The sequence below is a fragment of the Akkermansia sp. AE01SA01 genome, from assembly GCF_036417395.1.
Taxonomy (GTDB): Bacteria; Verrucomicrobiota; Verrucomicrobiia; order Verrucomicrobiales; family Akkermansiaceae; genus Akkermansia.
On sequence record NZ_CP143890.1, the window covers coordinates 1,339,746 to 1,365,979 of the forward strand.

The window sequence follows — 26,234 nt, forward strand, 5'->3', positions numbered from 1 at the left end:
GGGGCCTTCTTTTTCCTTCCTACCATTAGCGTCCTGAGAGGGGGCTTATGTTCAAAAAAAGTTGAAAAAAGATTTTTGAGCATCAAAAATTACGGTGTGGAAAAGCGTTCTTCTTATCGTATCGGAACACGTCATTTAAGTTTTGTTGCCCATTCCCTGCGTGCGCTCTGTTCCCGGAAACGGCGCCATAAAAAATCCCGTCCGGGAAGGGACAGGATTTTAAGGGGAAGTGGTACGCGGTAGAATATTATTGCATTTTATATTAAATGAGTTATTATATATTTACACAATAATTTACATAAAATCCATTACAGTATTTCTAGTAAACGATGCATATTTTGAGTGCGGATTTTGTTGCGGTGCTTATAGCTGACTGTCCATTCGGGACCGTAGGATTCTGCTAATGGTCGGAGGTCTGAAAGGTAGCCTATAGCATGCTCTATCCAAAGTATTTTGTTGTCTGTTTCCCATGCAAAGAAGACTAGGTTTGGTGTCCAGATGCAGACGCCATTAGGAGTCATGGCTTTTTGTATATCGTCGTAGAGCAGTTTTTCTGGAGCAATGGAAAGACCTGCTATTTGGCAGTATTCAGTGTAGTAGAGGAGGGTTTCTGTTCTGGCGTCGTAGTCATTCATTTTATTTGTTTTTATTGACTTTAGAAAGAATTTTAGTTTTTTGAGGATATGAGCAATGATGAGTTGACGTTTGAGTATAGGGATGAGTTTGAGAGGAGGAGAATTGCAGAGCAGATTGTGAAGTTGCTAATGGATGATCAGTTTTCTCCAATGGTGCTTGATGGAGATTGGGGAGTTGGGAAAACGGAGTTTTGTCATAAATTGATTAATTTGATCAGGGCTGATCAGAACAAAGAAGGTGGGACGAATAAGAGTATTTCACGGTGTCAATGTCTGTACATTGATGCGTTTGCGGAAGATCATGGGGATGATCCGTTGCTGATGTTGCTTGGCAATATTGCTCGTTTTATAAAGAATAAAGAAGGGAATGGTGATACGTCGGAGCGTTATCAAAAGTGGAAAAGTGCCAGTATAGCTGTAGCAAAGAGTTGCCTCAAGATTGGAGCAAAAGCCGCCATTGGTGTGCTTTTGAAGCAGAACGCAGATAGCATTGGAGAAGAGGTATCGGATGCTATTAAGAAGTCTGCGGAAGAGGGGGTGGATGCTATAGTGAATGCTTCCTTACAGCAGTATGAAGAATCTAACAGCAATATTGAAGCGTTGAAGAGTATTCTTGCTGAACTTGCCAAGGATGAGAGGCTGATTATTGTTGTTGACGAGTTGGATCGTTGCCGTCCGGATTTTTCCATTACCTTATTGGAGAAGATTAAACATGTGTTTGAGGTTCCCAATGTGAGTTTTTTATTAGTCGCAAATATGAGACAATTAGGAGCAGCCATTTCTCATGTTTATGGGAATGGATCAGATATATCTAGATATATGGATAAATTTATAAAAATTGTTGTATCGTTACCTTATTATTATGATAAGATGTCTGTGTCCCGCCGCTATTTGTTTGAATTGAGGAAGCAAGGAAAGATGCCAAATATATTTGGGAATCTCGCTTTTGATTTTATTGAGTATATCTTAACAACTAATTCACATTCTTTAAGAGATGTAGAACATTTTGCTCGATATGCAAAGGTTTTAGAAAGTATCTCATTGTATGATTGGCAATATTCAGAATGTGAAGTTGATCAAATTTTATCCGTTATTGCTATATATTTGTGTTGTTTTAATAGAAATGTTATTAAAAAAATCATTGGTAATAATATTGATGTGGATTTGATTTTTAATTCATTAAATGTATTGAATGGTTTAAATGAGAAAGAAAAGTTATATAGAGTTTTTTATATTCTGGAATCCTTGGATGCTACAGTTAATCAAAAAGAAGGTGTTGGAAATAGAGGGTTTGTTATAAATAAAGAGTATATATTTGATAATACTTACGCTCGTAGTTTTAAAGAAATACAGAGAATTTTTGTTGATTATGTTATGAACTTAAGTCTTGTTAGAGTTTAAAGTTTTTTTTATTTCGCCCCTTCCTCTCTCCCGCCTCCTTCTTGCTCTCCTTTCCCGGCCTCCTTATTCAACAAATCACATATCTCGCCGATTATCTGCTTGTGATCTGGATACAGCCTTGCATTCAACCGAGTGAAAAATTCAACCTCAACAGGTGCATTATCTTCTCTTCTAACAACATACACATACCCGCTTAACTCCTCCCAGATATTATATTTATCTTTAATCATTGCTTAAAAAACCCTCCCTTCCATCCGTTTCACGCCACTTCACTTCCATGTCGTTCTTGTTCAGGCTGTATGACTGCCAGCTATCCAGCGTGTCTGCCAGCCGTCGCTGAAAACCGTTTTTTGGCACGTACCTCATCTGGATAACCAGATGCTGATCATCAGGGTATCCGTAAGCATTTACAAACGGCCGCTCCATCACCTTGTGATCGTTAACCATCCTATATACCGCGTCTGCCACGTGCAGTTCAAACGGCCTGTTCTCCTCGATGGGCTTGACCAGTTCGATTTCAGCGTAGGAAAGGTGGACAGGCTTTCCCGTATGAACACTGCATGTCTCCATGACCACAGCAGGATCTCCGTCTTTTTCATCTTCCGCCACGCGGAAAATCTGACCATCCTTAGCCCACAGGAACCCGCGCCCGTATAACCGGGCGCGCACGATGTCTCCTTTGCGGTAGCGGCGGCAGGGATCATGCTTCTTCTGATGTATCATATACTCGGTATTCATTCTGGTAATTCTCCATTGGTGACTCTATCCCTCACTTCCATCTTGGTAATTCCCATGGAAATCATTATCTTCTCCATATCAACTCTCTGAGGAGCCTCTTTCTTTTCGCCTCCGGGCTTGCCAATCAGCTTTTGGCCTTGCTCATTATCCCAATCCTCATCATCCGCATCCTCCCCATTCTCCTTCTTGGGATATAAATCATGGACCAGAATAAATGCGGAGACGAACTTCTTTCGGAACCGGGCCTGTTCGGCCTTGATTCGTTTGCGCCTCAAAATGCAAAATCTCGCGCCATGTTCGCCGATCACCTCAGCATCAGCCCAATACTTCAAATTTTCCTTATACTTGTCATTGCCCTTCTTGAACTCCTTTCGGAAATAGGGCAACAGCATATCATACATAATCATCGCCCTGACATAATCCTTCCGGGAAACCTTTAAATATACTGTTTTGAAATAAGGTTTGTATTCGTAGGAGCCGTAAGAACCTCGGCACACAGCCGCAATCTGGGCAACCAGACGCATTTCCATCTGGTTTTTGTACTTCATTTTAAATTCGCCGATAATTTCATCATTGAAATCATCCTCGCCGAAACCGTGTGCCCGGCAAATGCGTTCAAAAGCCACCCTTGCGGACTCCTTCTCTCCATCCACCCCCTCTTGAACAAGGGCGTAAATCTTTCTTGCTTTCTCAAAAGCCTTTTCCCGCTCAGTCATTGTTCTGGCTCTCCTTTCTCGGCTCCCAATTACAGACACTTGCAAAGCTATTGAAAATTATGCAACTCTTGCAAAGCTGGAAATCTGCTGATTCTTTGCAATAACAACAATTCCAGCATACTCTTTTCTCAAAGGGCACCCACGCCCTGCACGCGGCCTGCTTCTGGCGGTAATCCTTAATGTAGGATTTGAGGTCACTTGTAATCCAAAGATTTTTCTTTTCTGCTGAATAAAGGCACTGATAATTTCTTCCGAAAACATAGCGTGCATCACGTCGGCATTTGGCAATCCGTGCCTTGAGGAGTCCACGGGCTTCTCCGTACTCGCAAAAAGCTTTCTGTTCAGGCGTCTTCTTCATTTTCGTCTTCATGTTCTGGTTCAAATCCTTCGCAGGCTGGTGTATCTCCGTCCACCTCCTGCAAATTGCGGGGGCTTACTGGACACCAGCAAATCCCGTCAAATATGCTCCAATTGGTGCAATTATAGCATCTATCATTCATGCTTCCTCCCTTCCTTGCACGAACTTCATCGTATCCACCTGCTGTTTTCCATCTATCAAATCACTCAGGCAAACCATCTTGTACCCGGCGACTCGGATTGACTCGGAGCCATCTATAAATGCCTCCATCTTCTTCCGGGTTCCCGCCCCGAACAGAACCTCTTTCCCCCAGCAATCCACAATCAGGGCGTGAGTCGGAAACGCCGTTGCCTTCAGCTTGGTAAACGGAGCCAGCCTCTTTCTCCACCTCCGGGACTGCCGGGATATTTCCACGGCTTTTTCCAGAGACTTCGGCACGCTCCCTTCAATCTCATTCACGCGCGCCCATAACCGGGCCAGAACTCTCCGCTTGCGCAATATGTAACTTTTCCGGGGGACTTTCTCCATAACGGTCAGGTTCTTCTTTTTGACGGCTTTTTTCTTTTTAGATATTTGTTTAGTATTCATTGCTCCTGTTCTCCCTTTTGTTCGAGTTCCCACGGCCATCTGATAATCTGATGTGCCTCTACATCGTCTTCATCACCACTATCCAGAATTACCACTTTAAGATATACGTCATTGTTTTTATCTCTACACATATCATTAACTTTTGCTAAATAGTCATCATCGCATGAATTGTATAAAATTTTATCTCCTGCCTGCACCCGCATGATAGGGGGAAATTTGGCGATAAGATTGTTCCAGTCTTCTTGTGAGATTTTTTGACTGGCCGCTGTGGGGCCTGAGAATAAATCACATTCGGGACAGCCGGAGATCCAGAGTTTAGGATGGCTTTTTTCCTTGCTATAGAATCGAGTTTCCGGTTCCTTTCCGCAGAAGGGGCATTTAGATATTTTCATTTGACTTCTCCGTTAATCGTTAAAACCTTGAACTTAATCACCCACACCCACGGATTCTGCGCGGCGGCACCCGCTCCCTTTATTTTATTCCATAAAGAAATGAAAGATACCCGGGCAAAAGCAAACCCTGTGGATTCACCCGTGTAATTTTTCCACAAACAGGCGTCGGTTTCTTCATCGTGCCAGACGCATTCAATGCCTTCCATTTGCGCTTCATGCGGCGTAATCTCCAAGAGTCGTTCAATTTTAACTTCCGTAACTTCCAGCAAAATCCGGGAAGCTTTCCGGGGCATGCGAACACTGGAAATCCACGGAGACCTCTCACTCCCATCCTTTCGGTACAATCCATATCCATCATGACCAATGGCCCGTACATCAGGGGATGATGCCCGATACCAGTACTGGTCATCCATATTGGGCTTATAACAAAATGTCTCCCGTACCCACAGGCGGTCACCTACCTTCCCATAAGGACACTTCACCCACGGATCAAAAATATCCGGGAACTCCCCGCTCTCGTCGTTGGAAATAGCCAGCCACAAGCCGGGTTCTTCTTCGATGAAATCCTGAATCTTCCAGCCTTTTTCCGTCAGGACTTTCGGAAAATTGTTAAAACGTTCCAGATTGCGCGTGCGCCGGGTCTGGTTCTTACACATGCCGGGATTTTGATATTCCCGAATCAGCGCACAGATCATGTCTGCGCTGAATAGGATGGGACGTTCTTTGATGGATGTCATGGACATGGCGGTTGTTATGGTTTGTTTTTGTAGTTGAGGAGTTTGGTTGTGGCTTCTTCCCCTTTTGGGGTGAGGGCGTAGTTGGTCCGGTAGGGCCATTCGGCGGCTATGGTGAGGATGATGAGGTTTTCTTGGGTGAGCTGTTTTGCTATTTTGCGGATTTGATCGCGGGGGATGTTGGTGGCGGTTTCTATGTCGATAGGGGTGGTTTTTCCGATGGCAATGGCCGCTAGGATGGAGGTTTCCTTGTAGGAGTTTTGAAGGTTGGGGCGGTAGTAGTTTATGTTCCGCATGATGTTGACAAATGCCTGGATGATGTTCATTTCAAGCTGATTTTTAACGGGTTATACTGTAAAGGAGTTGTATTGCCGTGAAGACATAGGCTCCGCAACAGAGCAGATAGAACCATAGCGGCCAATATCCTCCTTGGTAGAGGGCGTGTTGCATGGCTGAGAGTTCCCGGTCAGCTTCACCGGGCGACATGAGGCCGGAGGTTCCCCATGTCCGGCGGAAGAGGCCGAATTTAACGGCAACACGGCAGCAACCTTGTTCGCCGTCGTTGTATATCCATGTGCGGGCGAGCCTGAGTTTTAACGGATTTATATAGTAGCGCATGATTGTTTGATGGTTAATGATTAGGGTTGAGTAATTCTTGGAAGTAGGTACGCATTTCTTCGACCGTGATCGGACGGTCTGGCGGCGGAGGAACGGAAATGTTTTTTTGAGGGGGTGGAGAGGCGGCGGACGGCTGGATTTTTGGTTTCCATTTGTTGTCTTTGGCCCATAGCTGGGCTTTTGAGATGACGTCGATGATGTCTTCGTAAAATTTCAAGCGTGAGGCTGGGCAGTAGTATTTGTTGTTGTGGTGGTCCTGAGTCTGGCCGTTTTTGTAATATCCCCGGTAGCATGCGCGCAGTAATTGCCAGTCAGCTTCCGTGCAGGTGAGTGTTTGCTCATAGGCTTGCATGGCGGCGGCGTGTTCTCTGGGGTTGAGAGGCTTGTTTTCCCACGCGTCCATAACGCAGGTGTTCCGAAGGAAGGCCCAGAAGGCGAGCGGCGGAGTTTGGTTTTCCGGTTTTTTTTCCGGCACCGGGGGGGAATAGCTGTTTGGGCGGGGGACGGTCTGGATTCCGGCGTTGCTGGCAAGGGTTTGACGTTTTTTATTGAGGATGGCTTGCTTGTCATGCGGGTAGCCGTAAATGTGGAGGTCCGGGCCTACCATGTGCCAGAGTGGAGATTTTTGTTTAAGGGTAACAGGGTCAACGTTGAGGGTTTTACGGATTTCCGAAGGTTTCCACGCGGCAAAGTCTTTGATGATTCCGCTGTTTTCCTGGCTGGTGCAGTATTGCATGAGTGTGATCCAGATGCCGCGCTGGGACTGGCGGGCGGATTTGAATTCCCGGCTCTGGGTGTAACGATGCTGTACGGGAGAGTAGTTCACGGATAAGGGACAATATTGATATTGAAGGATTTAAGATAGAAGTATGGTTATTCCGTGATTGTGGCGTCCAGATAACAGGCAAGGATGAAGAGAAGGTCTTTTCCGCGCTGGGTGAGGTGTACGCTTCCGTCCGTTTGTTCCGCGATTCCGACGTTGATAAGATGGGCGTACAGGAGGTTTCCGAATACCGGGTCTTCCTGATGCACTTCCGATTCGGCAAGGGAGGCGTAGTGCGTGAGCTGGTCCAAAGTGTTGATAAGCCTTTCCTGAAGCTGTTCCTGCGATAAGCTGAGGAGATGCCGGCTGTATTTGCACTCCAGGTCAATTTTCAGGTTGGGGTTCATGGGTCGGTGGATTCATGGATGATTTTTTTGATGTATGACCGGCTCCAGAAGCGTTTTCCGCGCTGGTCGTGAGGGTTGTTTTTGACAAGGCGCGAGCATTGGGGGTGGCGTTTGCGCTGGTTGTAGAGCCATTGCTTGGAGCAGCGGAATTCCGCCGTGATTTGTTCTGTGGAGATGTAGTCATCCAATTCCACGGACGGGGCCGGATGGGTTGTTTCCGGCTGGGATTGCATAGCCCGGAAGATACTGGCGGCACCAATGACGGCGAATTTGTCCCAGAGTTTTTCTGTGACAAGGTCTGCCAGGGCGTTGAGTTCTTCCGTAGTCATGGGTGTTAACACCTATTTGCAAAAAAAATATAGAGCCGGAGAAGAATTTCATGATTCTTCCTTTAAAGGTGTTAACACCTGTTTTAGAAAAAAAACGCATTGTCCTGAAATTGTTCTGTTTTGTTTTTTACTGGTGTTTAGTATTTTATGATGTAATTCCCGTGGCATGCGAATACTAACGGTTTTTGTATCGTTCTGAGGCTTGCCGGGTTTCTTTTGCAATTTGCTCATAATCTTCAGGGGTGAGTATGGTGTTGATTGTTTCTCTGTTGAGAATTTCTAAAATGAGGTCTTTTAGTGTAATTTTCCGTTGTTTAGCAAGTTTTTGAAGACGCTTGTAGAGTGTTCGGGGCATGCGTATTCCGACCAAATGTTTGTCTGGGTCTGGCATGTTTGGCATGCGATCATGCTATCATAGGTGTTAACACCGTCAACAGAAATATTGATCATCCGTTTTTTATTTTGTTACAGAGTAGCAGTAGAGAGGTAGTTTATAGGTATATTTTTGATTTGTTGGTATGAATTGGATTTAGCATTTGTTGCGCTGTATGGCAATATTTATTTGTTAGATTTTTGATTTTTCTATGTTGGCAAGAAGGAGTTATGAGTTGTGTGGAGGTTATTAGATTGTTTTTTTGGAGTTTTTATGTTTGAGCTTTGCTGTTTTGAGACGGTAGATTTTTGTCAGAGTAGTGATGGTTGTTATTACAATTAACAAAAGCAAAACTGTAAAGACCGGATTTATCCACATTAGAAAGAGGCCAAAGATTATAAAGGCTGTTGCAATGTATTTTGGGTATTTGGAGCCGTCCTGGAAGGCAGAAATGCATGATTCCAGTCCTTTCCAAAGCACATATGCGGAAAATAACAAGATGCAAAACAGTACGATGGAGGAAAGGGAAATGTTTAGAAGGTTGTTCATTGTCTAGTATTTAGGATGTGTGATTTGTTTCCAAAATTCTTCTATGCCTTGAATAATATGTCCGATGATGTTGAGGATGCCGGGCAGTAAATAATACGAGCCAATCATCCAAGGGATGAAGAAGATGGCTCCAGATATGATTAAGGAGATGATGAAGAGAGGTTTAGATATATGGTCAGGCTGAATGACGTTTGTTATACACAGCATCATGTACATTAGGGCTATTCCTGCTGTGCATATGAGCGGACAGAGAGCTTTTCTTGGGAAGGGTTGTTTGTGTTTATGAGTAATTACGATGAGTCCAATTAAAGTCGGAAAGACGAATACAATGATGAAGGACAAGGAATTTTTTAGAACTTCTTCCATATAGATTAGAGATTGCTTTTTCAAATTTCTCTTTTTTACTCGAAGTATTTCTATAAGGGATTTTTCATGCCGGGAATAGTAAGGAATGTGGTGAGTACAGGTGCTTGAGCAAGTTGTTGTCTAACCTTTTTCTCCATGCGTTGTTGGCATTTTTTATCCCACCATTTTTTCCCATAGTGCATGAGGGAGAACAGAAAGCCACTGTAAGGCAGATTAAACCGTTGCGTCCTCCAACGAGGTATGCAAGGGCGGAATGATGATTAAGACTGTGATTGTGATGATTGCTCGTTGCATGGTCCTTTAACGGGTTTCAACTGTTGTATGAAAATTTATATAATTCTCTATGAGTTTTATGATTTCTTTTGTTTTTATAACTTCTCCTAAATCAATCATCTGACGATGGATAACAGGGGGTGCTGGTATATTCGGTGATAAACAAATTTCTTTCTTTTGGCCCTGTATATATCCTTCTGCAATTATTCCGAGTAAAAGAAAGTGTGTTACTATTTTTTGCATACCTCTTGAGGTGATCGTTATATTATTGCTGCATATTCGAAAAACAGGACTTCCACTACTTCCCGGAAATATGGAAGCATCTATCAGGAATAATGATTTGTTTTCATAATCCAAAGATAAAGGAGTGGCCGTAATTCCTTTTCTTACAATAGGAGAGTGGTTGTATTGATCATATAATCCAGTAGGGTATCCAATAAATATAATGTCTTCAATAGCATCCAGTTCTTCAATATCTTTTTCTGAAGGTATGAATTCTTCTGAAATACATTTTACTGTATCAGGTACTTTGTTTAAAAAATAGATAGAAATATCATAGTCGTCACTTGGTACAAATTGTCCTGATATGAGGACAAAATCTGTTTGTCCAAAAAATTTTATGTATGTTTTTTCAGATCCTTCAATGACATGTTTATTTGTTACTAAAAAGATGAATCCGTCTTTTCTTACTAAGAATCCGGTTCCGTAAGAATTTACTTGTGACGATGTGGTAGTTTTTATGAGTACAGTTAGTTTCAATAACTGGCTTGCCAGAGTATCTTTCATCGTTCTGTTTGTAATATTTATGGTTAGTAGAGAAATCGAATATAATAAACGATGGTAGGGAATAAAATAATAGTATGACACACAGATTTTGTCAATTTCAGGTTGGCGGGAGTGAAGCCGCCGGAGGGGGCTTTGCGAGCGGCAAGCAGGGCCCGGAAGAGGTGAATGGCGGTTGTGGTTTTTGTGCGGTTTTCCAGTGGGTTTCTGACGGGTTTCCGACTGATTTCCGCAGTGTGTGTTTTTGCGGTTGTCTGGGCGTCATGAAGTTATGATTTCCCGCATGCTCCGATATCAGGATTTATCCATTTATGGGTTAGAATAGGAGAGTTTTTAGACGTTTGTAATGTGGTTGGAGGGGCGTTGGTTGTCCGGTTTTTGATGCTCTCTCTCTTTATTTTTTTCCTCATTTCCGGGAGAGGGGTGCTAATTGGCCTCTATTTTTTTCTTGGCGGTTTGTGTTACAGGGTGGGCATGGATAGTTTGTTGCAGGCATTACGCGGTTTTTTCAGGCGGACGCATTTGGCCGCCCTGAATCAAGGTCAGTTGGCGGTTATGGTCTCTCTTGCGGACCGGGAACAGACGTGTATGGTGATTGCCACGGAGACGGGGTATGACCGGAGTACAGTCAGGCAGATTCTTCAACGTTTGAAGCAGGTTCGGGATGTGGAGATGAGGCCGTTCCGGTCGTCCGGTCATGGTCAGGTGGAGTATGTGTACAAGCTGACGGATAAGGGACAGGGCGTGATGAAGCGATGCCTGGGAGAGTTTGATGGCCTTATGGCAAGGTTGGCTTTGATGGATAATCCGGCAGCTCTGAAGGATGTCCTGAAGAAGTTGGAAGAAAGAGAAGAAGGGAAGCCGGGAGAGGCCGGAGAGGAGAAGGCTTCCGGGGCCGGGAAGGGGAAGAAGGATGCGTTGCTTTGTTGATGCAAGTGTTTAAGAGGTAATGATTTGTTAAGAAATGTTAAGTGAGAGGGATTATAGATTCTGCGAGTTTTGCGCTTCCGGCTTAATGGCTTATGAAGCCTACATCGAAGCCGGGTTTAAGTGCAAGAGCAATGAGTCCGCTCAGGCGGCGGCCTCCAGAAAGCAGAAAGAACCGGGCATCAAGGAAGAGATTGCGAAGATCAGGCAGAGGCTTCATGATGAGAATTGCCTTACCATGCAGGAGAAGAGGCTTCTTCTTGCCGAGATTGCGCGGGGGAAGGCTTTTATTTCTCATCGTGATTTTTTGTTTGAGATGCCTCCAACTCATGCGGAACGTATGAAGGCTCTCGATCTGGATAATAAGATGATGGGGGATTATGCGCCGGAGAAGCGTGATGTGAATTTACAGGGAAGCTTTTTTGAAGATTTGTTTGAAGGAACGTTAGAGGAAAGAACAGGGGATTATGGATCAGGCGGAGAAGAGGTATCAGGAGACGCTGGCTTATTGGAAGCTGCGGCTGAATAACAGGAATTGGCGTCTGGAGCATCTTTACTGGATCAAGGATGTTGATGGCCGTGTTGTTCCGTTTCGTCCTAATGAGGTTCAACGGAAGTTTTTGGCGAATGAACATAGGCGCAATGCGATCCTGAAGGCGCGGCAGTTGGGGCTTTCCACGCTGATGTGCGTGTTGATTGCTGATTTCGTTTTCTGGCATGAGAACAAGACGGCGGCCATTATTGATTGGAGGCTTCCGGAGGGTCAAAAGAAGTTGATGGCGGTACGGTTCCAGTGGGATCATCTGGATTACGTACCAGAAGGGGCAGACAGGGAACGGCGTGTGATTGCTGGTTTGATGTACCAGAAAAAACGGCGGATCGGCGTGGAGAAGAAGGACGGTTCCCTTGTTCCGGCAACGGCGACATCCAATAAGCTGGCCTTCAGGAATGGGTCTGCTGTTTATACAGATAATACGTTTCGTGGAGGGACGTTGCAGTTTATGCACGTTTCCGAGTTGGCGAAGATGGCAAAGAGGTTTCCGGACCGGGCAAAGGAAGTAGTGAACGGCGGGTTTGAGGCGGTGCCGACAAGCGGGAGGATCGTCGTGGAGAGTACGCACGAAGGCGGCAGGAGCGGCGTGAATTACAATTTGATGCGGGATGCCATGAGGAAGGTGGGGAAGCCTCTTCTGCCTGTGGACTGGCGGTTTCATTTTTTCCCGTGGTATGAGGAGAGCCGTTATCAGTTGGAGGTGCCGGAAGGGCATGTTTTCAAGGATGAGACGGTCGAGTATTTTACGAGATTGAAGGAGATTCATGGCGTGGATGTGCCGGAGTCTGCGCGGCTGTGGTGGGAGTGGAAGAACGGACAGTCTGATTTCAATATTAATGAAGAGTATCCAAGCGTTCCGGATGAGGCTTTTGACGCGATTGGGGATGATGCCATTTATTGCGTCCAGTTCCGGGAGTTGAGAAGGCAAGGGCGCATCGGGAGCCGGTTTGTGGTGCATCCGTATGCGCCGGTTTATTGCACCTGGGATATTGGCGTGGCGGACCATATGGCAGTGGTGTTTTTCCAGAAGGTGGGCGGTGAAACGCGCGTTGTCGGCGGGATTCAGGCGAAGAAGTCCTGTGTGCTGGATATGCTGATCAAGGTGAGGTCGTTTGAGAAGGTGGTCGGGTTTAAGACTTATTGTGATCTTTTACCGCACGACGGAGGGCACGCAACAACGAATGACCGGAAGACGGCCAAGGATACTTTGGAGGAGAACGGAAGGCAGAATGTGAAGGTGGTGCCGAAGACTGGGAGCGTGTGGCTGTCCATCAGCGAGGTGAGGGCGTTTTTGCCCACTACCGTCTGGCATGAACGGTGCGGGGACCGGATAGAGGACGGGAGCGAGGATGGTTTGCCGGGACTGCTGGATTGTATGGAGTCTTACCGGACGGACGAGAACGGGAGGATTGATCATGACGATTGTTCCCATTTTGCGGATGCGTTCCGGATGTTTATCGAAGCTGCCTGTCATGGGTTGATTGAGGGGTTTGCGAGTTCGATTGTGGGCATGGAGCAGTTGAGGGGGGATGATTGGCGGAGCCGGGATTTGGGCGTTGCGGAGATGCCCTGACGGTTGCGAGAGGCGTGCTGTTTGGAATGGGTGTGACATTTGCACCCACTCTTTTTTTTCGGAGGCGTGGGATGGTGCGCGCATGGGAAAGTTTATTAGTCCGAAAGCGGCTCCAATGCCAAAACAACAGGAAGTAGTTAAGGCTCCGGAGGTGATTGATACGTCTGAGACAGGAGAGAATACCGTCAAGGCGCGTGCCAAGAAACGTTATGGGATGGATAAGACGTTTACGGCCAAGGGTAACGGCGGTTCCGTGTTTGGTCAGGCGGCAGGAGCGAGTTACCGGAAGACGCTGGGCTGATGGCGGATAGGTAGCAGGTAATAGTTAAGAGGGAATAGTTAGTAGGGAATGGGGTTTATGGATGCTGAAGGGGTTGTTGATCTTTATGAAGGGCTGAAGTCCGAGAAGCAGGATGCCAAGAGCTGGGCTGACCAGCTGAGGAAGTTTGTTTTGCCTTTTTCTCCTACGGAGTTGGAGAGCAAGTTTTCATGGATGGGGGTGGACCTGAAGAATTTACATGATTCCACGGCTGTCCGGGCGAATGAACGTCTGGCGGCGGCGCATCAGAGTTTTCTTTTCGACCCCGGAAAGATTTGGTTTTCCTATGAGCCGTCTTCCACGCTTGGTCTGGACAACAAGGCTTCTTCCCGCGTGAAGAAGTGGCTGGGGGATTGCGCGGAGCGGGTTTATCAGGCTTTGACCGAGAGTAATTTTTATACGGTTAATCAGCAGGCTCTTCTTGACAGGTGCGGGTTGGGAACCGGAGCTTTTTATTGCGGGATGACGAATAGTAACAAGTTGGTGTTCAGCTATGTTCCGTTCGATTCATTTGTTTTTGCCGAAGACGATTTAGGGATGCCGTGCATGTTTATTCGCAGTTTTGAGTGGACGGCGGCTCAGGCTGTCAAGTTTTTCGGCGGAGCGGATCGACTGAGCAAAGGGATGAAGGAAGCCTACGGGGATGAGGTAGAGCGGCACAAGAAGAAGTTTACAATTTTACATGCGGTCGGGAAGAAGGATCGTTATGATCCCTTGACGGAAATGGAGTGTTTTTCCATGTATGTGGAGAAAACGGATAAGCATGTTCTTGAGGAAGGCGGGTTTGAAGAGTTTCCGTATATGGTTTCCCGGTTTTTGAAGTGGGGAAATCAGTTTGGGATTGCTCCGGCGCGGTTGTGCTGGCCGGAGATTTTACATTTGCAGTATAATAAGCGGGTGATCCGTCTGTTGGGCGAGCTGAAGGCTTTTCCGCGCGTGAAGACTTCAGCGGACCTTGTGGGGCGCGTGAATTTGAGGCCGGGCGGCCAAACGCCAGTGAAGGGGACGGATCAGTTGCCTCAGGAGTGGGCGACGGTGGGGCAGTATAGTGAGTTGATGGCGGAGATGGAGCAGGACCGGCAGGTGGTGAGGTCCGCTTTTTATCTGGATGTGCTGGATTTGTTCGGCGCACATAAGGGAGAAATGACGGCAACAGAGGTGAATGCGCGGCTTGATGAGCAGTTGCGGGCTTTCAGTCCTACGTTTTTCCAGCATTTGAATGATTCCCGTCCGGTGATGCTGAGGGTGTTTGCGCTGATGTTCCGCGCCCGGTTGCTGGACAGGGAGAATGTGCCGAAGGAATTGTTATTGATAGATTCTGACGGCGGAGAGATTTTCAATCCTGAAGCCCTGCCGCAGGTGGTTTATAATTCCAAGTTTATTCAGTTGATGAAGCAGGTGCATAGCGGGGGGATTATGTCCGCAACGGAGGTTGTGGCAAGGATGGCGCAGTTTGATCCGACGGTCGTGCATCGGTTTGATTGGAATTTTGCAGCTCAGGAGGTAGTGAGGAACGGCGGCGTTCCTGAGAAGTTTATTCAGGATGACGAGAAGAAGGAAGAACGCATGAAGGAGGTGATGGCGTATGTCCAGCAGATGAAGCAGGGCGGCGCACCTGAAGAAATGGTCCAGTGATTTTTAATGGAAGGAAAGGATTATGGATTTACTGGATTTTAATGAAGAGGACGAAGAGAAGAGGGTCAAGCAGTTGCTGACGGATGCTTTCGGGAGGCTGGATGAAGCAAGCATGAAGGCCATGCAGGAGTGGTTTGAGCGGGAGTTCGAGGTTAATCAGGCGGCTTTTCGTTTTTTTAATGGCGAGTGGAATCCATTGGACGCCATGAGGCAGGATGCTTTCCGGCTGGTGTGGATGACGTTCAGGCTTGCCTGGGAGAGAAGCCGGGAGTGAGTTGCAGTTAAAAGTTAATGGTGAATAGTTAATAGTTTTTTGTTATGAGCGAAGTAGAACAAAACAACAATGGCGGGGCTGGGGCTACTCAGCCGGTAGTGTTTGGACAGAATGGTACGGGGACTCCGGCACCAGGTAATGGCGGGACAGGTCCTACGGGTCCGGTTCCTCCGGCACCGGGCAATGGCGGGACAGGTCCTACAGGTTCGGTTCCTCCGGTTTCGGGCAATGGCGGGACAGCTCCTACAGGTTCGGTTCCTCCGGTTCCGGGCAACGGTGATTCCAGTCCTGCGGCTTTGCCGGATTTGGCGGAGTATGCGACAAACCTGTTTGAAGGGGTGGAGCCTGAGAGTCTGGATTACCAGCTTTTTGAGCGCGCCCGCACGGCGGCGCACAAGGCGGGAATTCAGGCTGAGGCTTTGTCTGCCGTGATGGGAGATGTCCAGTCTTTTATTAATGAGACGGAAGCCCAGATAGAACAGGCACGGGTAGATTCCAGCAATGATCAGTTAAAGACGTTACAACAGACTTACGGGAATAAGTTCAAGGCCGTGATGGAAGCCTGTAATAATACGCTGTGCAATTTGGCGGCAGAGTTCGGCGTCGATGCCAGTGTGTTTAATATGCCGGAGTTGCGGAATAATCCGGAGGTGGTGAAGTTTTTTTATGGACTTTCCGAGCGGATGAAGGAGGCCGGGTTTGCGAATGTGAACCGGATGGCGTCCGTAGCCACTGCCGAACAGGAGCTTGATTCCATTTACAGCGGGAGCCACGAGTTGAGCAAGGCGTTTTTCGATAGCAGCGATCCTAATTGGCAACGGGCTCAAGACAGAGTGAATGAGCTTACCAAGATGACGCTGGGTTGAGAGAGTAGGTGAGAGTTAACAGGTAATAGTTAATAGGTAATAGTTAAGGTTAATAGGTAATTGTTGTTATGGCGACGAGTGCGACAGGGTTTCAAGGGTTTATGCGTGACCATGCAGGGGAGTTTTCTCTGTTTGGGAATGGTGTGAGTTTGGCCGGAGGGGCCCTGTCCGCTCTGAACCAGTATCAGGCAGGAAAGGCCCAGAAGGCGGCAGGGCTGGCAAGTGCGGGGAATTTGCGTAGGGAGGCGCAGGGGGCTTATGATTCCGCTCTGGCGGATGAGTATCTTCAGCGCATGAATCAGAATGCGGATGCGAGCAGTGCGCGGGCGGCTCAGGCGGTTTCCGGGTTTTTGTCCACAGGGACGGGGAGTGTGGGGGAGATGACGCTGATGAAGCAGTATGAGCTTGGGATAGCTCAGGCCGCTACTCAGCGGGAGAATCAGCGGAGGAGCGCGCTTTATCAGGCGGATTTGCAGGAGTGGCAGGCGAGGCAGGCGGCGCGGGCTTCCAAGATGGGGGCTTTGGGGACGGTTCTGGGGGCCGTGGCCGGGAGTGCCCTTTCTTTGACCGGGTTCGGGATGGCGGCTGTTCCGGCGGTGACGGCGGGAAGGGTGTTGAGCAGGTAATAGTTAAGATTTAACAGGCAATAGTTGGAAGGGTTTATGAAGGTCGGATTGATTGGGGATAACGGGTTCAGGGCCGGGGCAGTGAGTCCGGAAGCGGCGGGGGCGGCGGCTCAGGCGGCGGCCGGCGTGTTCGGGCAGGTGGCCCGTGCAGGGCAGGCTGTGGATGATTTGGGACAGGATTTGATACGCAGGGAGAATGCCCTGAAGGATGACGAGAGTTTCCGTCTGGGGCTGACGGATGCACGCAGGCGGTTGCAGGAAGCGGAGGGTGATGTAGATAACGGGATGGATTGGCGGGAGGCCCTGGACAAGCGGAGGGAGCTGGTGAAGGAGCCGGAGTTTATGACGCCGGAGGCGGCAAGCCGGTATTCCTCTTCCGTGGAAGATCTGTTTCAGCGGGGCGGGGAGGCGTTGGAGGACAGGCACCGGAGGCTGGTGGCAAAGAGGGCGAAGGCGGCTTTTGCGGCTGATTGGGCGTCCGCCGTGGAGAGCGGGGATTTGGATCGCGTTCAGGATGTGTTACGTTCCGGCGTGGGCGTGCATGTGGACGCGATGAGGGCGGCACGGATGTTTGATTCCGCCAAGAAGCAGATTGGTACGCTGAGGGCGGCACGGGATTTTGATGAGCGTCCCGACCAGTTAGCGGCGGATTTGATTGACGGGAAGTATAACGGGATGCTTTCCCGAACGGCGATTGCCACTTATGGCCGGCTGTTGCAGGATCAGGCCGGGGTGCCGACAACGGTGAGCCTGTACGATGTTACGGGGATGCCGCTGGGGGAAGGCGGGAAGAGGCTGTATGAGCAGGTGCTTTTAGAGGAGCCGTATGACGAGGACGGGGAAGAGGGCGGGCCTGTGGGTGATGGCGTGGATGGATTTAATGGACAAGGTGGACAGGGTGTTTCCCGGGTTGCGGGGAGGAAGAAGGTAGAGTTTAAGAGCGGTGTGGCCGATCCGGTGGTTGATTTGATCCGGGTGAGGGCGGCGGAGGGGCGGATGCCGACAACGGAGGAAATTGGCGTGACGAGCATGAATGAGGTGCTGGCGGCTGATGTGAGTGGGTTGCTGAAGGATGGGGGCGTGGGGTCTCCGTCCTACATGATGTTTCTGGGCGAGCTGAAGCGGCGGTGGAAGGAACATGGCGTGAGCAATGTTTTTCAGGATGTGATGGAGTCCACTCTTGAGAACCGGGTGCTTGCGATGCAGGGGAAGAAGACGGACAGGATCGGGTTTGATGTGGATGAAGTGCTGAAGACAATGGAGAGTACGGGCGAGTTTGTTTCTGCTGATGCTCTCCGGAATTTAGCGTGGCACAGTGAGGCGTTGAGGGAGTTTGAGGTTGAGAAGGCATCTGTTGTCAATGTGAATGGCGAGAAAAAGGGGGAGATGGCGCGGCGCGGGAGCGGGTTGGAGTTGAATGTGGAGCGGTGGAAGAAGGAGGCGGAGATTCAGAGCAAGCGGAATGTCATGGAGATGAAGAGGTGGGCTGTGGAGTGGCAGGCGGCGCATCCGGGCGAGAAGAGTTCCGTGAGGTTTGTTACTGCGATGAGGGAGAAGGCGTACAGGCTGACGGGGCGGCATGCTTCCACGCTGGATTTTCTGCTTCTGCAGAATGGTTCCGAAGCGGATGCCGCGAAGGATGATGACGCCGATTTTGTCCAGCGCATGAAGGCTCAGGGGGCTTTGAGCGAGTTGAAGAAGAAGGCTCTTGCACTTCCTCAGCCGGATGAGAGGCTGAGTGTGCGGACGAAGACGATGAGTGTGCCGGTGGCGGATGCGCGTGATCCGCATGTGAAGGCGGTGTGGGATGAGGAGTGTTTTGTTGTCGGAGAGGATCATTTGGCACGGTTTCCGCAGTTGAAGGGACAGTTTGTGCCGGATGTGAGTTTTGAGCTTTCCGATGGCCGGGTGTACAGGCCCCAGCGGGTGGCCGTGGTACCTGGGAATGCGTTCGGGTTTTCCCGCAAGGCAGCTATTGCTCTGCGGCTGGTGCCGGGGAGCAAGTTCAAGGCGGCGGTGAGGTTTGATTTTCCGGATAAGGAGAAGGCGGAGAAGGAAGGGCGGGGGAAGCTTTTTAATAAAGACTAATTATTAGTGATTAAAGATTAAATATTTTATGAATGACGTTTTGGAAATGAAGAAGCAGAGTGGCATGGCCGGATTGAATGGACAGGATGAAGCGGGGCATGTGGATTTGAGGCCGGGGATTGTGAATAGGCCGCAGGTGGGGCCGGATGGCGGTCTGAATGTGATGGGCGGGGATCAGGTTGAGGAGGTGGCCGCCGTTGTGGAGGATGAGGGAAGGCGATGGGTGCCGGGACAGGTGATTACGAGTGACAGGCAGTACCGGTCCGTGATGGCGGATTTTAGTTTGATGAGTGTGGATAGTCCGGAGTACGGGACCGTGAAACAGTCTTTGGAGGAGTATTGGGAGAAGAGGGGGCTGGGCCGGGGAAGCGTGGCGGCGGCGGCTGATGTGAAGCGGGGCCGGGCTTATCAGCTTATGGCGGAGATTGGCGAGGGTGTGGAGCTGGACGCGGATCAGGTGAAGGATGTGGAGGGTACGCTTGGGAAGGGTGTTGTGAGTTTTTACAAGGGGCTGAGTCAGGAGGAGAAGGATGAGGTGCTGGTTGACGGGTATGTTCAGGCGTTTGTGGGCGGTGCGCCCGCGTTGAGCCGGGTGTTTCTGGCGGAGAGGCTGGGACTGGACACGGATGAAGCCCATGTGATGGCGGCGGAGTTGCGCCGGCAGGCCGGGGCGGGACGTACCAGGCGGGAACAGGTGAAGAGGGATTTGGCCGATGTGTGGGGCGAGATGATGACCGCAACGGGGAGCGGGAAGGAGTTTTCCCTTGATCCGCGAGATCACGCGGGCAGGAGTCCGGAGTTTCTGGCGGCGGCGGGACGGCTGGCAGAGAGCCAGAGACGGGCGGCGGCGTTTGTGAAGGAGATGGCTTACGGCGATGACGGCCATAGCCCGAAGGCTCAGGGGATGCAGACAGGCATTGACGGGCTGAGAACGTATGGGTATTCCAAGTATGAGGAGGGCCGCTGGGTGGTGGAGCTGGCGAAGCTTCACCGGGATGATCCGCAGGCGTATGAGCTGGCTCTTGGGGCGATTGCCGGGCTGGTGGATTTACAGAAGGGGCAGGAGAACGCGGCAGGGAGAATGTTGAATAGTTTTGCCGGGATGGCGAATGAAGGGTTGGTGCATGGGGCTTCTCGTTGGGTAGAGTCTGGTTTGGCAGAGTTTTTGGAGAGCGTGGGTTTAACAAAGAAGGGGGAGGAGAAGTTTTCTGATCCGCACTGGACCGCCCGCGTGAATAAGGTGGCTCAGGATGTTCAACAGATACGTATGGGTCAGTACAAGGCCCGTTCTGAGAATGAGTTTGTGAGTTTGATGGAGGATGTTTCCGGTTGTTTTGGTGGGATGGTTCCTTTTGCAACTACTTATGGAGTGTCTTCATTGTTAGAAGTTCAGGATACGGCTGAGACATCTTATTTGGCTAAGGGCGCGGATAATTTGACGGCCAGAAATGCGGCCTATGGCGAAGGCGTGGGGATGTGGGCAACCAATATTTGGGGGCTTGGGAAAGGCGGGAAGCTGGTGGGGAAGGCTTATGACAGGCTGATGAATTGGGCAGGGCGGAAGACAGGGATGCGGGGGCTTTTGGGCCGTGCCTTGGAGACAGACCGTTTCTGGGGGCGCGGACCGCTGTTTGTGGGGCTGGAGAATGGGGTTCTGCATACTCAGACGGTGATTGAGCCTTATGTGCGTTCCGTGGCGTCCAATATGTTCACAGGGGGGAACGGGAAGAGCTGGGATGAAGCGGATGCGGAGGCCCGCGAGGCGATGACGTGGAGGAATTTTCTGGTGGCCCTGCCTATGTCCCTGTTGCTGGGTTACGGACGTTACGCGAAGAATAGTCCGTTCCGCGCGGCGGCTGTGGCGGACGAGAGGATCAGGGGGGTGAAGATGGAGTGCGCGGAGAGTCCGGAGGCCATGAAGGGGCTGAAGTTTACGGATGAGGAGATTAAGGCCGTCCTGAATGCGGAGAACGACGGGGACAAGCTGAGGTTGTTTGATATTGTGCTTGAGAAGAATTGCCGGGAGAGGACGGCGGAGAGGCTTGGCGAGCCTATCGGCGTGCTGATGACTCCAGATGTGCCGCTGGTTCAGTCTTTGATGGAGCAGAGGGCAATTCCGCGCGCGGAGGTCATGAACGGGAAGTTGCATGTGTATGATGCGGAGGCCGTGGAGTTTAGCGGCTGGGAGAGCGGAGAGAAGGGAGAGGGTGGAGAGAGCGTGAGCGATGCCAAGAAGGGGAAGGGGTTTGTGGAGATGGATTTGGAGACGGGGAACCGGTTCCTGACAGCGAAGGTGCAGGAGTGGGCCTTGAATCAGGATTTTACGCTGAGGAATGCGGTGATGGAGAGTGCGTCCGTGGGTTATTTTGCCGAACGGTGCAACGTGGATTTCAAGCGGACGGGAACGGTAATGAGTTACAAGGCCCTGCGGAGGATGGCGGATGATGCCCTGATGCGCGTGGCGGAACGGAACAGGAAGCAGGCGGAGGACAGGAAGCGGGAGTGGAGCAAGGAGGATTTGAGCGCGGAGGAAGAGGATGTGTTTATGGCCGTACTGCCGAATAATTTCCGGGACCGCGTGGAGGTGGCCCTGAAGCGCGGCGAGCTGGCGCGCGGGGAGGGGTTTTCCGGGGAGGTGACGGATGCGGAGGTGGAGAGGGTGATGGAGCGGGACGGGGTTCATGCTCCGGCGTTTAATTATGAGTTGGAGTGCGGGAAGAGGGTGATCCGGTTTTATGAGGGGGAGACGACGTTTTTGGATTTGGTGGAGGAGATGGCTGAGTTGTATGTGAAGGGCGAGCTGGCCGCCGGAAGGGAGTTGGCGTGGTTTGCCCGCAATCTTGCGGAGACTCAGAGTGCCCTGAAGGAACAGGGGGTGAAAGGCTGGAAGCTGGTGGACGAGAGTTTTCTGGCGAAGGGCACGGATGCCGGGAGGAGCGAGCTGGCCGTTGTGGAGGGGATGAGCAAGTTGATGCAGGCGGTGTTTGCCGGCGAGTACCGCAAGAAGGATTTGCCTGCGCCCGTGAGGCGGTTTTTGGAGGTGATGGAGGCGTTGGGCCGGAAGATAGCGGAGATGGCCGGTTTGGCCGGGGCGTTCCGGAAGGCGGTGGATTCAGGAGCCGTGAAAGGAGATTTCGCTTCTTTCGTGTATGATGCCGTGGGAGCGGATTTTGCCCAGAGCCGGGCGGATTTAACGAAGAGGAAGTTTGAGCGTCAGCTTGCGGAGTTGAAGGGCAGGCCGGAGAAGCTTTTGACGGATTATGATTTTCATTTGATGTATGCAAAACGGTATGGGGCGGACGCGTACCGGGAGGGGTTGATGAAGGATGTGCTGGATAAGGGGAAGGAGGATGTGGAGCGGGAGTTTGCACAGTCCGGGATTGATTTTTTCCAGATGATGAGAGGGGCAACGCTGGAGGAGGCCCAGTTTGTGCTGGATGTGGCAAGGGGGAAGGATCCTGCCAAGGATGGCGGGGGCCGGGTTAAACGCCGCGTGTCTTTTTCCGTGAAGGAGAAGCTGGACGAGATGGGGAAGGATGCCGGGAAACGGAGAGTGATGGATTTTGTGGATTTGGTGGTGAATAGCGGAGAGGCGGATAAGACGAAGCTGGGGGCCGTGGAGTTCCGGGAGGCGTCAGAGAGGGAGATTGCCGATATTAAGGCCGGACTGGGGATTGATGTACGCGGAATGGTGCATGAGTTTACCGCAGAGGGTATCGTTCATGCACTGAAGAAGCACGGGTACGATTCCAAACAAGGGAAGGGGCAGCTTGATTTGACGAAGGATGACGTGAAGCTGGTGCTGGACGTGCTGGACGGGTATGACCGGATGGAGTTCCGCAAGGGCGGGAGTAACAGGTCTTCCGTGGCGTACGTGAAGGTTTATCCTCACGGAGAGGTGTTTTCCGTAGAGCAGGTGATTGAGACGGCTGGCCGGAGAAGCAAAAAGCCCAGACTGACGTTCCGGACAGCCTGGGTGAAGGCGGCGTCCACCGGTGACGGGACCGGCACGCCGGAGGTTTATGGTCCTCAACGCCGCAAGGGTAGTGTGGCAGATGAGGGGGGAGTTGTCAAGGATGGACAGGATGGAGGGAGTGGACAGGGAGTGAGTTTTTCCGTGCGGGAGGATTTGCTTGGGGAGATGAGGCGGCAGATGGAGCGGAGCCGGAGCGAGGCGGTGCGCGGGTATTGGGGGCATGTGGTTGAGCGTGTGGAGAAGGAGGGGCGTGCGCTGGACGCCCTGTTCCGGAGCCGGGGAGCGAGTGCGGATGATGTGCGGGTGCGGATCGCGGAGGCGAGGAGCATTATGAAGGTGGCTATTGCCACGCTGCCGGAGAGGGTGCGCGGGAAGCTGGCCGGGCAGGAGAGGCTTTTGGATTTTCTGATGGGGGCGCTGGAGGACGGGCGTTTTTCTCCTACGGATGCTTTGACGAAGAGTCAGCTTGCGGCGGCGAACCGGAAGATGGATTTTCATCCGGAGTTTTTTGACGAGTTGATCGGGAAGACGGTGGATGATTTGCTGATGAAGGTTTACAAGCGGTGTGGAGAGGTGATTGATTTGCATGTCCGGGATGAGCTTTTTGGCGAGGTGAAGAGGTTGATTTCAGAGCATGAGGCCGTGATTGACGAGAAGACGCGCAAGTTTAAGGTGAGCCGGTTGGGGGCGAGGCCCACGGAGTTTTTACGGAGGGTGGTGAAGCCTGCGGTGTATGCGACGGGGAGAGAGGTGGAAGTGCATGTTGAGGAGTTGAGTGCGAGGGTTGCGGCGGTGGAAGAGAAGTTGAGGACGGATAAGTTTTGGTCCGGGGAGTTGGGAACGGAGAGTCCGGTGGCAGACGGCGGGCTGTTGGCTGAGAAGCAACGGCTTTGTACGGAGTTGAATTGGTGGATGAAGTTTTCCGCCGCCGGTTCCGCGGATGTGAACCGGATGCTGGATATTCATGAGGCGGTGAGCGTGTTTATCGACCGAAGCGCGGAGGCATGGCAGGCACATCTTCAGGAGAAGGTGGACGGCTGGAAGGAGGCCGGGACGGCGTTGAGGAATGAGCTGCCGAAGAGGGTAAGCCAGAGGAGCGTGCATCAGGCCCAGATGGAGGTGAGCGATTTGGGCGTGGATAGTGAGACGGGCCGGGCGAAGCGGGGCGTGATGATGGGCTGGCTGGATAATCCGGTGAGGTTTTTGCAACGGCTTTGTGACGGGCCGGGGCAGTCGTTTTTCAAGGGGTTCAAGAAGGATTTTTTGAATGCTACGGATAAGGCCCAGTCCTTGAGGGCGGAAGAGGTGGACAAGATGAACGGCGTACTGAAGAGGCTGTTGAATACGAAGTCCGACAGGAAGGTGAATGAGTTTCTTCAGATGTGGGGGACTGCGGAGGATTTGGGGCTGAGTCTGGCTGAGAAGGGGGTGAGGAAGACGAGGCTGACGATTGACCAGGCGGCGAAGCTTTTGGAGAAGCGCGAGAAGAATCCGTGGTGGGGGGTGGATTTGTATTCCCAGAAGACGATTGATTTGCTGAAGGAGGAGTATGAGTCCTGGGGCCGGGGAGAGAACCGGGCGCGGAAGTGGTTTGAGGTGGAGGAGTGGTATGATATGGAGGCAGAACCGATGCCGAAGCTGAGCCGGGATCAGGCGTTGTTTGTGCTGATGTGCATGGACCAGCCGAATGTGTTTAATTCAGGGGTTGCGGATTTTGTGACTCCCATGCGGCGGCGCGGCTGGAATGATTCCCACAGGGAGAAGCTGGAAGAGTTTGTAGGGGATATGGGGATGGCACTGAAGAAGGTGTTGTTTGAGGAGTATGCACTGACCGGAGACAGGATCAGGCCGCTTTATGAGGAGAGGTATGGAGTGCCTTTCAGCAAGCGGCGGGATTATTCTCCGCTCCGCTGGATGGTGGCCGAGACGCGGGAGGATGGCGAGCTGGCGGCGATTCTGGGGGATGACGGGACGGTTGCCGTGGGTAGGACGGACGGGTTCCTTTCCGTGCGTGATTTTGCGCACAAACGGTATCTTGATACGACGCAGGGCGCGTTGGCCTTGTTTTGGAAGCATCATGCGAATGCGATTAATTGGGTGTGTTCTCAGGAGGTTGTGGAGCGGTACAAGGGGATTTTAAGCGATCCGGCGACGGCTCAGAAGCTGATGGCGAATTTGGGCGGTCTGGATTACCGGGGTTTTCAGGTGCTGATTAACCGGCTAGAACATGGAGGCGCGGATGCCGTGGCTGAGTTGGACGCGGCGGAGAAGGTGAAGAATGAGGTGATGAATGCCCGCGCCCTGTCCGTGATTTTAGGGCAGGTGACGAGTTATTTGAAACAGACGACGGCGGTGTTTAATGCCCTGCACGGGTGTGATTTGAGCATTGGCGAGTGGGTTCATGGTCTGGCGCGGGTGGCCGGCGGCAAGTCCGTGATGAGTGTGAAGGAGCTTTTTGAGTCCGATTTGTTTCAGGCGCGGAAGGACGGGTTTATGTATTCCGTGTTGCTGGGTTACAAGAAGCAGCTTGGTGGCCGGGTTGGGATGATGGAAGAGGTGGTGAATCAGTCCGGGAAGGTTTTCGGGTTGCTGGATTCCGGCAGTAACGCGGTGAGTTTTGCGGCGGCGTTTGACCATTATTTCCGGCAGGGGATTGAGCAGGGGATGACGAAGCCGGAGGCGATGGAGTTTGCGCGGGATGTGATTGAGGAGGGGCTTTCCACGGCTCAGCCGATTAATTGGACTCAGATGCCGAAGATGCTGGAGAAGACGAAGGGGATTTTTTCTGCAGAATGGTTTTTGATGTCCGAGACGTTGCAACGGAGTGCGACGGTGATGCATTATTTGACGCGCGGGAAGGTGAGGCTGGCGGTGCGGAGCTGGCTGATTCAGGGCGTGGCGATGCAGGCGCTGGGGTATCTTATTAATAACTTGATGAGGCCGGGCGGGGATGACGACGAGAGGCGCAATCCGCTGAATTATTTGCCGGGGATTGTTCTGGGGCCGTTGAACGGTGTGCCGTTTCTCGGCAATTTGACGGATTCCGCCGTGAATCGGGTTTGTGATTGGCTGGGTCTGAAGATGCAGACTCAGACGGCGGTGATGGGGTCCCAAGTGGATTTGACACTGAAGGATTTGGAACGGCTGGCGAATATTTTTGATGCCGATAGCTGGAAGGATGTGAGGCAACAGAGCCGGAGCGTGGCGACGCTGGCAAGCCTGACGGCCATGCTGGGCGCGTGGCGGAGTCCGAAGGGCGGGGCGATTACGTCCGTGAGTCTGGGGGTGGCGGCGTTGGCAAATTACCTGAAGCATTTGTCCGGGATGGCGGAGAAGTGGTTGGGAGAGTAGGGGGAGTTTAACAAGGCGTGCTG

24 protein-coding genes are annotated in these 26,234 nt (G+C 51.0%); 11 read left to right on the top strand and 13 right to left on the bottom strand.

The features are described 5' to 3' along the window. Window positions 1–308: 308 nt before the first annotated feature. Window positions 309–635, bottom strand: coding sequence for a hypothetical protein (locus V3C19_RS05420; RefSeq protein ID WP_302389151.1), 327 nt, complete (start codon window positions 633–635; stop codon window positions 309–311). A gap of 48 nt (window positions 636–683) precedes the next feature. Between V3C19_RS05420 and V3C19_RS05425 the strand changes: the two genes are divergently transcribed. Continuing rightward, window positions 684–2,036, top strand: coding sequence for a P-loop NTPase fold protein (locus V3C19_RS05425; protein ID WP_302389148.1), 1,353 nt, complete (start codon window positions 684–686; stop codon window positions 2,034–2,036). Window positions 2,037–2,044: 8 nt separating this feature from the next. Here V3C19_RS05425 and V3C19_RS05430 read toward each other — a convergent pair whose 3' ends face one another. The 12 genes from V3C19_RS05430 to V3C19_RS05485 form a co-directional block, all read right to left on the bottom strand. After that, window positions 2,045–2,266 (bottom strand): hypothetical protein, encoded by a 222-nt coding sequence (locus V3C19_RS05430; RefSeq protein WP_302389146.1) that lies wholly within the window; start codon window positions 2,264–2,266, stop codon window positions 2,045–2,047. Beyond that, window positions 2,259–2,774, bottom strand: coding sequence for a hypothetical protein (locus V3C19_RS05435; RefSeq protein WP_302389144.1), 516 nt, complete (start codon window positions 2,772–2,774; stop codon window positions 2,259–2,261). The genes V3C19_RS05430 and V3C19_RS05435 overlap by 8 nt, the downstream gene beginning before the upstream one ends. Further along, window positions 2,771–3,490: a hypothetical protein gene (locus tag V3C19_RS05440; protein ID WP_302389142.1), complete on the bottom strand. Its 720-nt coding sequence runs from the start codon at window positions 3,488–3,490 to the stop codon at window positions 2,771–2,773. The genes V3C19_RS05435 and V3C19_RS05440 overlap by 4 nt, the downstream gene beginning before the upstream one ends. A 496-nt stretch (window positions 3,491–3,986) precedes the next feature. After that, window positions 3,987–4,436 carry a hypothetical protein gene (locus V3C19_RS05445; RefSeq protein WP_302389138.1) on the bottom strand — a complete coding sequence of 150 codons (450 nt, stop codon included), beginning with the start codon at window positions 4,434–4,436 and terminating at the stop codon, window positions 3,987–3,989. Next, complete coding sequence (locus tag V3C19_RS05450; RefSeq protein ID WP_302389135.1) at window positions 4,433–4,828, bottom strand: hypothetical protein; 396 nt, start codon at window positions 4,826–4,828, stop codon at window positions 4,433–4,435. Before V3C19_RS05450 ends, V3C19_RS05445 begins: the two co-directional genes overlap by 4 nt. Further along, window positions 4,825–5,664, bottom strand: coding sequence for a hypothetical protein (locus V3C19_RS05455; protein WP_302389133.1), 840 nt, complete (start codon window positions 5,662–5,664; stop codon window positions 4,825–4,827). The genes V3C19_RS05450 and V3C19_RS05455 overlap by 4 nt, the downstream gene beginning before the upstream one ends. Next, window positions 5,580–5,888 carry a hypothetical protein gene (locus tag V3C19_RS05460; RefSeq protein ID WP_330937172.1) on the bottom strand — a complete coding sequence of 103 codons (309 nt, stop codon included), beginning with the start codon at window positions 5,886–5,888 and terminating at the stop codon, window positions 5,580–5,582. Before V3C19_RS05460 ends, V3C19_RS05455 begins: the two co-directional genes overlap by 85 nt. A gap of 305 nt (window positions 5,889–6,193) precedes the next feature. Then, a complete protein-coding gene (locus tag V3C19_RS05465; RefSeq protein ID WP_302389129.1) occupies window positions 6,194–7,006 on the bottom strand; it encodes a hypothetical protein in 813 nt (270 codons plus the stop codon). Between the two features lie 47 nt (window positions 7,007–7,053). Next, entirely contained in the window at window positions 7,054–7,350 is a 297-nt protein-coding gene (locus tag V3C19_RS05470) for a hypothetical protein (protein ID WP_302389126.1), read from the bottom strand. Next, the gene (locus V3C19_RS05475) at window positions 7,347–7,679 is read right to left on the bottom strand and encodes a hypothetical protein (RefSeq protein ID WP_302389124.1); all 333 of its coding nucleotides are present in this window, start codon (window positions 7,677–7,679) and stop codon (window positions 7,347–7,349) included. The genes V3C19_RS05470 and V3C19_RS05475 overlap by 4 nt, the downstream gene beginning before the upstream one ends. A 175-nt stretch (window positions 7,680–7,854) precedes the next feature. After that, window positions 7,855–8,070, bottom strand: coding sequence for a hypothetical protein (locus V3C19_RS05480; protein WP_302389122.1), 216 nt, complete (start codon window positions 8,068–8,070; stop codon window positions 7,855–7,857). Window positions 8,071–9,267: 1,197 nt separating this feature from the next. Next, on the bottom strand, window positions 9,268–10,026 hold the full coding sequence (locus tag V3C19_RS05485; RefSeq protein ID WP_302389120.1) for a serine protease: 759 nt from the start codon (window positions 10,024–10,026) through the stop codon (window positions 9,268–9,270). Window positions 10,027–10,578: 552 nt separating this feature from the next. On the opposite strand from V3C19_RS05485, the gene V3C19_RS05490 reads away from it, so the two are divergent. The 10 genes from V3C19_RS05490 (at window position 10,579) to V3C19_RS05535 (ending at window position 26,211) form a co-directional block, all read left to right on the top strand. Next, complete coding sequence (locus tag V3C19_RS05490) at window positions 10,579–10,953, top strand: hypothetical protein (RefSeq protein ID WP_302389117.1); 375 nt, start codon at window positions 10,579–10,581, stop codon at window positions 10,951–10,953. 85 nt (window positions 10,954–11,038) lie between these two features. Then, window positions 11,039–11,479: a hypothetical protein gene (locus V3C19_RS05495; protein ID WP_302389113.1), complete on the top strand. Its 441-nt coding sequence runs from the start codon at window positions 11,039–11,041 to the stop codon at window positions 11,477–11,479. A gap of 91 nt (window positions 11,480–11,570) precedes the next feature. Next, window positions 11,571–13,076: a hypothetical protein gene (locus V3C19_RS05500; protein WP_330937173.1), complete on the top strand. Its 1,506-nt coding sequence runs from the start codon at window positions 11,571–11,573 to the stop codon at window positions 13,074–13,076. A gap of 115 nt (window positions 13,077–13,191) precedes the next feature. Beyond that, window positions 13,192–13,377 (top strand): hypothetical protein, encoded by a 186-nt coding sequence (locus tag V3C19_RS05505; protein ID WP_302389110.1) that lies wholly within the window; start codon window positions 13,192–13,194, stop codon window positions 13,375–13,377. Between the two features lie 48 nt (window positions 13,378–13,425). Further along, complete coding sequence (locus V3C19_RS05510; RefSeq protein ID WP_330937174.1) at window positions 13,426–15,030, top strand: portal protein; 1,605 nt, start codon at window positions 13,426–13,428, stop codon at window positions 15,028–15,030. A 22-nt stretch (window positions 15,031–15,052) separates the two neighbouring features. Then, on the top strand, window positions 15,053–15,304 hold the full coding sequence (locus V3C19_RS05515; RefSeq protein ID WP_302389106.1) for a hypothetical protein: 252 nt from the start codon (window positions 15,053–15,055) through the stop codon (window positions 15,302–15,304). A 44-nt stretch (window positions 15,305–15,348) separates the two neighbouring features. After that, window positions 15,349–16,170, top strand: a complete 822-nt coding sequence (locus tag V3C19_RS05520; protein WP_302389103.1) for a hypothetical protein — start codon at window positions 15,349–15,351, stop codon at window positions 16,168–16,170. A 101-nt stretch (window positions 16,171–16,271) separates the two neighbouring features. Further along, window positions 16,272–16,796 carry a hypothetical protein gene (locus V3C19_RS05525; RefSeq protein ID WP_330937175.1) on the top strand — a complete coding sequence of 175 codons (525 nt, stop codon included), beginning with the start codon at window positions 16,272–16,274 and terminating at the stop codon, window positions 16,794–16,796. A gap of 36 nt (window positions 16,797–16,832) precedes the next feature. Then, entirely contained in the window at window positions 16,833–18,884 is a 2,052-nt protein-coding gene (locus tag V3C19_RS05530) for a hypothetical protein (RefSeq protein WP_302389098.1), read from the top strand. A 28-nt stretch (window positions 18,885–18,912) separates the two neighbouring features. Next, window positions 18,913–26,211: a hypothetical protein gene (locus V3C19_RS05535; protein WP_302389095.1), complete on the top strand. Its 7,299-nt coding sequence runs from the start codon at window positions 18,913–18,915 to the stop codon at window positions 26,209–26,211. Window positions 26,212–26,234: the final 23 nt, after the last annotated feature.

Excerpts from the sequence above, each read along its gene's own strand:
- V3C19_RS05420 (WP_302389151.1), bottom strand. The coding sequence starts at position 635 with ATGAATGACTACGACGCCAGAACAGAAACCCTCCTCTACTACACTGAA.
- V3C19_RS05425 (WP_302389148.1), top strand. The coding sequence starts at position 684 with ATGAGCAATGATGAGTTGACGTTTGAGTATAGGGATGAGTTTGAGAGG.
- V3C19_RS05430 (WP_302389146.1), bottom strand. The coding sequence starts at position 2,266 with ATGATTAAAGATAAATATAATATCTGGGAGGAGTTAAGCGGGTATGTG.
- V3C19_RS05435 (WP_302389144.1), bottom strand. The coding sequence starts at position 2,774 with ATGAATACCGAGTATATGATACATCAGAAGAAGCATGATCCCTGCCGC.
- V3C19_RS05440 (WP_302389142.1), bottom strand. The coding sequence starts at position 3,490 with ATGACTGAGCGGGAAAAGGCTTTTGAGAAAGCAAGAAAGATTTACGCC.
- V3C19_RS05445 (WP_302389138.1), bottom strand. The coding sequence starts at position 4,436 with ATGAATACTAAACAAATATCTAAAAAGAAAAAAGCCGTCAAAAAGAAG.
- V3C19_RS05450 (WP_302389135.1), bottom strand. The coding sequence starts at position 4,828 with ATGAAAATATCTAAATGCCCCTTCTGCGGAAAGGAACCGGAAACTCGA.
- V3C19_RS05455 (WP_302389133.1), bottom strand. The coding sequence starts at position 5,664 with ATGGCCCTACCGGACCAACTACGCCCTCACCCCAAAAGGGGAAGAAGC.
- V3C19_RS05460 (WP_330937172.1), bottom strand. The coding sequence starts at position 5,888 with ATGAACATCATCCAGGCATTTGTCAACATCATGCGGAACATAAACTAC.
- V3C19_RS05470 (WP_302389126.1), bottom strand. The coding sequence starts at position 7,350 with ATGAACCCCAACCTGAAAATTGACCTGGAGTGCAAATACAGCCGGCAT.
- V3C19_RS05475 (WP_302389124.1), bottom strand. The coding sequence starts at position 7,679 with ATGACTACGGAAGAACTCAACGCCCTGGCAGACCTTGTCACAGAAAAA.
- V3C19_RS05480 (WP_302389122.1), bottom strand. The coding sequence starts at position 8,070 with ATGCCAGACCCAGACAAACATTTGGTCGGAATACGCATGCCCCGAACA.
- V3C19_RS05485 (WP_302389120.1), bottom strand. The coding sequence starts at position 10,026 with ATGAAAGATACTCTGGCAAGCCAGTTATTGAAACTAACTGTACTCATA.
- V3C19_RS05490 (WP_302389117.1), top strand. The coding sequence starts at position 10,579 with ATGGTCTCTCTTGCGGACCGGGAACAGACGTGTATGGTGATTGCCACG.
- V3C19_RS05495 (WP_302389113.1), top strand. The coding sequence starts at position 11,039 with ATGGCTTATGAAGCCTACATCGAAGCCGGGTTTAAGTGCAAGAGCAAT.
- V3C19_RS05505 (WP_302389110.1), top strand. The coding sequence starts at position 13,192 with ATGCCAAAACAACAGGAAGTAGTTAAGGCTCCGGAGGTGATTGATACG.
- V3C19_RS05510 (WP_330937174.1), top strand. The coding sequence starts at position 13,426 with ATGGGGTTTATGGATGCTGAAGGGGTTGTTGATCTTTATGAAGGGCTG.
- V3C19_RS05515 (WP_302389106.1), top strand. The coding sequence starts at position 15,053 with ATGGATTTACTGGATTTTAATGAAGAGGACGAAGAGAAGAGGGTCAAG.
- V3C19_RS05520 (WP_302389103.1), top strand. The coding sequence starts at position 15,349 with ATGAGCGAAGTAGAACAAAACAACAATGGCGGGGCTGGGGCTACTCAG.
- V3C19_RS05525 (WP_330937175.1), top strand. The coding sequence starts at position 16,272 with ATGCGTGACCATGCAGGGGAGTTTTCTCTGTTTGGGAATGGTGTGAGT.
- V3C19_RS05530 (WP_302389098.1), top strand. The coding sequence starts at position 16,833 with ATGAAGGTCGGATTGATTGGGGATAACGGGTTCAGGGCCGGGGCAGTG.
- V3C19_RS05535 (WP_302389095.1), top strand. The coding sequence starts at position 18,913 with ATGAATGACGTTTTGGAAATGAAGAAGCAGAGTGGCATGGCCGGATTG.